This is a genomic window from Phenylobacterium sp., from assembly GCF_030654915.1.
GTDB lineage: Bacteria > Pseudomonadota > Alphaproteobacteria > Caulobacterales > Caulobacteraceae > Phenylobacterium.
In genome coordinates this window covers 1-3,447 of record NZ_JAURWM010000209.1, presented here as the reverse complement: position 1 = coordinate 3,447, position 3,447 = coordinate 1, and the positions used below count along the sequence as shown (strand labels likewise).

The window sequence follows — 3,447 nt, the reverse complement described above, 5'->3', positions numbered from 1 at the left end:
GAGGCCTCGGGCTCGACCTTCATCACCAGCGAGGACTGGCTGGAGCATCCCGGCTCGGTCGGCCGGGCGGCGCTTGGCGTCCTGCACATCTGCGACGAGGACGGCGAGGAGTTGCCCGTCGGCGAGACCGGCCTGGTCTATTTCGAGCGGGAGGCGCCGACCTTCGAGTATCACAACGACCCGGGCAAGACGGCCTCGGCCCGCCATCCCAAGCACGCCAACTGGAACGCGCTGGGCGACGTGGGCCACCTGGACGGCGACGGCTACCTCTACCTCACCGACCGCAAGGCCTTCATGATCATCTCCGGCGGGGTGAATATCTATCCGCAGGCGATCGAGGACGCCCTGATCACCCATCCGAAGGTCGCCGACGTGGCGGTGTTCGGCATTCCCGACCCCGAAATGGGCGAGGCGGTGAAGGCGGTGATCGAACCCGCCCCCGGCCAGGCCGCCAGCGACGACCTGGCCGCCGAACTGATGGCCTACGCCCGCGAGCGGGTGGCCCACTATATGGCGCCTCGATCCATCGACTTCATCGAGGAGATGCCACGCCTGCCGACCGGCAAGCTCTACAAGCGGGTGCTGCGCGACGCCTATTGGCAAGATCGGAAGATTTGAAGGCAGGCCGAACAAGGCTCCGGCCCGAGCCGGCGCTTTGGGGCTTTCACAGCGCGTCGTGGTCTCTAGGGTGGAGCTATTGGGGCCTGATTTGCCCACCTGCTCATTGACCGAGACCCTTCATGCAAATCATCGATTTCGAATGCGACACGCCAACCAAGGAAGCTGTCGAGGACACCGTGCGCCTGATCCAGTCGGGGCGCGGCTTCGACAAGGAGGGCTATGCCCAGCAGATGGCGCCCGGCTGGGCCGCCCAGATCGGCATGAGCCTTGAGGAATTCAACGAGGCCAAGGCCACCGAGGGCCTGACCTCGCTGGCGCTGAAGCTGTGCGACGTGGACATGACCCGGGCCATGAGCCACGCCGAGGTCATCGAGATGCTCGACAAGGCCGGGGTGGCCAAGGCCTGTATCGGCAACGCCGGACGCCGGGCCAGCAACGAGGACGTCGCCAAGTTCGCGGCCGAGTATCCCGACCGCCTGATCCCCTGGTTCCGGGTCTGGGGCGAGGAAGGCGAGGCCGGGGTCGCCAAGCTGGAGCACGGCGTGCGCGAGCTGGGCGTGAAGGGCTTCGAGGTCTCGTCCTATCGCGAGGGCCGCTACATCAACGATCCGGCCTACTGGCCGTTCTTCGAGAAGTGCGTCGAACTGGATATCCCGGCGCGGATCACGGCGGGCCTGCACCTGCTGTCGGACCGGCCCTATGACTACGCCCATCCGAAGTACCTGGACGAGGTGGCGGTGCGCTTCCCGACCCTGCGGATCATCGCCGGGCTGTCGGGCTGGCCGTGGGTCGCCGAGACCTGCGCCATCGCCTCGCGTCACCAGCACCTCTACATCGACTTCGCCTGCCGACGGGTGAAGCACATGCTGGCGCCAGGCGCGGGCTATGAGGCGCTGGTCTACTACGGAGCCCGCAACCTGCAGGACAAGATCATCTTCGGCTCCGGCTGGGGCACGCACATGATCCCGCTGGCGCAGCTGGTGTCGGAGACCGACGAACTGCCGCTGAAGGACTCGGTGCGCGCCAAGTGGATGGGCGGGAACGCCGCGCGGGTCCTGAAGTTGGGCTAAATGGCCTGGAACTCACCTTTCCTCCCCCATTCATGGGGGAGGGGGACCGCGAAGCGGTGGAGGGGGCGTGACTGGGCGCTGAGCTTGAGGCTCGCCCCCTCCACCACCCTGCGGGCGTTCCCCCTCCCCCGCTTCGCAGGGGAGGAAATGGAGGCTGGGGCAGTCAAAGTCCTCCTCACCCGGGCAATCAGCCGGGAGCTCCCCCAGAGGGGGAGCATCTGGCGCATTTGCCTGTTGTCCACGCTGCTGCTCGCCGCCTCGCCGGTCGCGGCGGCCGGGCTGACGGAGGCCCAGGTGCGTGACTTCGCGGGGCGTCAGGAAAAGGCCTGGAACGCCCGCGACCTGACGAGCTTCTTCGCGATGTTCACGCCCGACGCCGTGTTTATCGACCAGACGCGGACGCCGAAGGGCGAGCTGATCCCGTATGGCCAGAGCGACCGGACCAAGGCCAAGGCGATGGCGGAGAAGTTCCTGGCCGGCTCGACCTCGATCGAGCGCGGGGTGATCGACAAGGTGGTGATCGCGCCGGACGGCCGCAGGGCCGTGGTCACCGGCCGCGAGATCACCACGATCCAGACCGGCGCGCGGACGCGGAAGGTCTGCGCCGACACCCAGCAGACCCTGGTGCTGAGCCGCGGCGCGATCCGCTCGAAGGGCCAGACCGACACCGTGACCCGGTGCCGGTGACATGTTCCATCCCCGCTCGTCCCGGCGAAGGCCGGGATCCAGATGGATGGCTCGGAAGTGGGCGCTACGGGCTCAGAGTTTATCCAGTCTGCCACTATCCATGAGATCTGGGTCCCGGCCTTCGCCGGGATGAGCGGGTCTGAGTGCGGACCTTAGAGCAGGTGGTCGCGCCGGTGAGCGGCCAGGCGCCTAGGTCACGGGTCATCGAGGGATCAAAAGCCACGTGCGTCCAACCAGTCAGTGACCGTCTTCACGGCGGTGGGCAGGAGGTCGGGGCGCTCCATGTAGTAGTGGTCGGCGTCTTTGATATCGACGTAGGTCTTGTCCTTTGAGCCCAGCGCCTCGAACAGCCGCCGCGCGTGGCTGGGCGTGCAGGCCAGGTCGGCGGTGTTGTTGATGGTGAGGGCGGGGCAGCTGACGCCGGCGCCGTTGATCACGCCGTTGGCCCGGCTTTCGTCATAGCTCCACTGGGAGAGCCAGGAGCGCAGGGTGGTGAAGCGGCCCAAGCCCACCGGCCCGTCATTGGCGATTCGCGGCTCGCCGAGATAGCAGGTGTAAGGCCGGCGGTCGGAGGGGTCCTGGGTCGGGTCGGTCCAGCGCACGTCGGACATCGTGCCGTAGACCACGAAGGGCCGTTCCATGTCGGGGTCGCTAGCCTTCAGCTCGGCCAGGGTCTGTTTGGCCCGCGCGGTGATGCGGCGATTGCGCTCGATCTGGGCGGCGCGGAACCGGGCGACGAAGGCCTGGCTATAGGGCGGCTGGTTCGGGCAATCGGGGTCATAGATGTTCAGTTCCCGGTCGCGTTCGAACGGCCGATCCTCGTCCAGGATCGAGGGGTCGATCCACTCGGTCATGGTGACGGAGCGGCTGATATGGGCGGCCAGCAGCAGGATGGCGTCGGCGGGCTGGAGGTTCGCCGCCACAAGATCGACCGGGTCGCCGGCCGGGGTCTGGGTGATGGTCGGATGCTCGGCCTGGTCCTGGTTGATCAGCGACAGCGTGCCGCCGCCGGACCAGCCGCCCTGCACCACCTTTTCGTAACCGAACCGCTGCTTTAGGTCGGCGATGC

General features: G+C 67.2%; 3 protein-coding genes and 1 pseudogene. 3 read left to right on the top strand and 1 reads right to left on the bottom strand.

The annotated features are described in order from the left end of the window. The 3 genes and pseudogenes from Q7T84_RS10665 to Q7T84_RS10655 form a co-directional block, all read left to right on the top strand. Positions 1 to 618: pseudogene (locus Q7T84_RS10665) on the top strand (AMP-binding protein); the annotation flags it as partial. 122 nt (positions 619 to 740) lie between these two features. Next, positions 741 to 1,691 (top strand): amidohydrolase family protein, encoded by a 951-nt coding sequence (locus Q7T84_RS10660; protein WP_304808572.1) that lies wholly within the window; start codon positions 741 to 743, stop codon positions 1,689 to 1,691. 234 nt (positions 1,692 to 1,925) lie between these two features. After that, positions 1,926 to 2,378 carry a DUF4440 domain-containing protein gene (locus Q7T84_RS10655; protein ID WP_304808570.1) on the top strand — a complete coding sequence of 151 codons (453 nt, stop codon included), beginning with the start codon at positions 1,926 to 1,928 and terminating at the stop codon, positions 2,376 to 2,378. A 212-nt stretch (positions 2,379 to 2,590) separates the two neighbouring features. Here the strand turns inward: Q7T84_RS10655 and Q7T84_RS10650 are convergent. Next, on the bottom strand, positions 2,591 to 3,447 hold an 857-nt coding region (locus Q7T84_RS10650; protein ID WP_304808569.1), incomplete at its 5' end, for a S9 family peptidase.

Coding starts and splice junctions, on each gene's coding strand:
- Q7T84_RS10660 (WP_304808572.1), top strand. CDS start 741: ATGCAAATCATCGATTTCGAATGCGACACGCCAACCAAGGAAGCTGTC.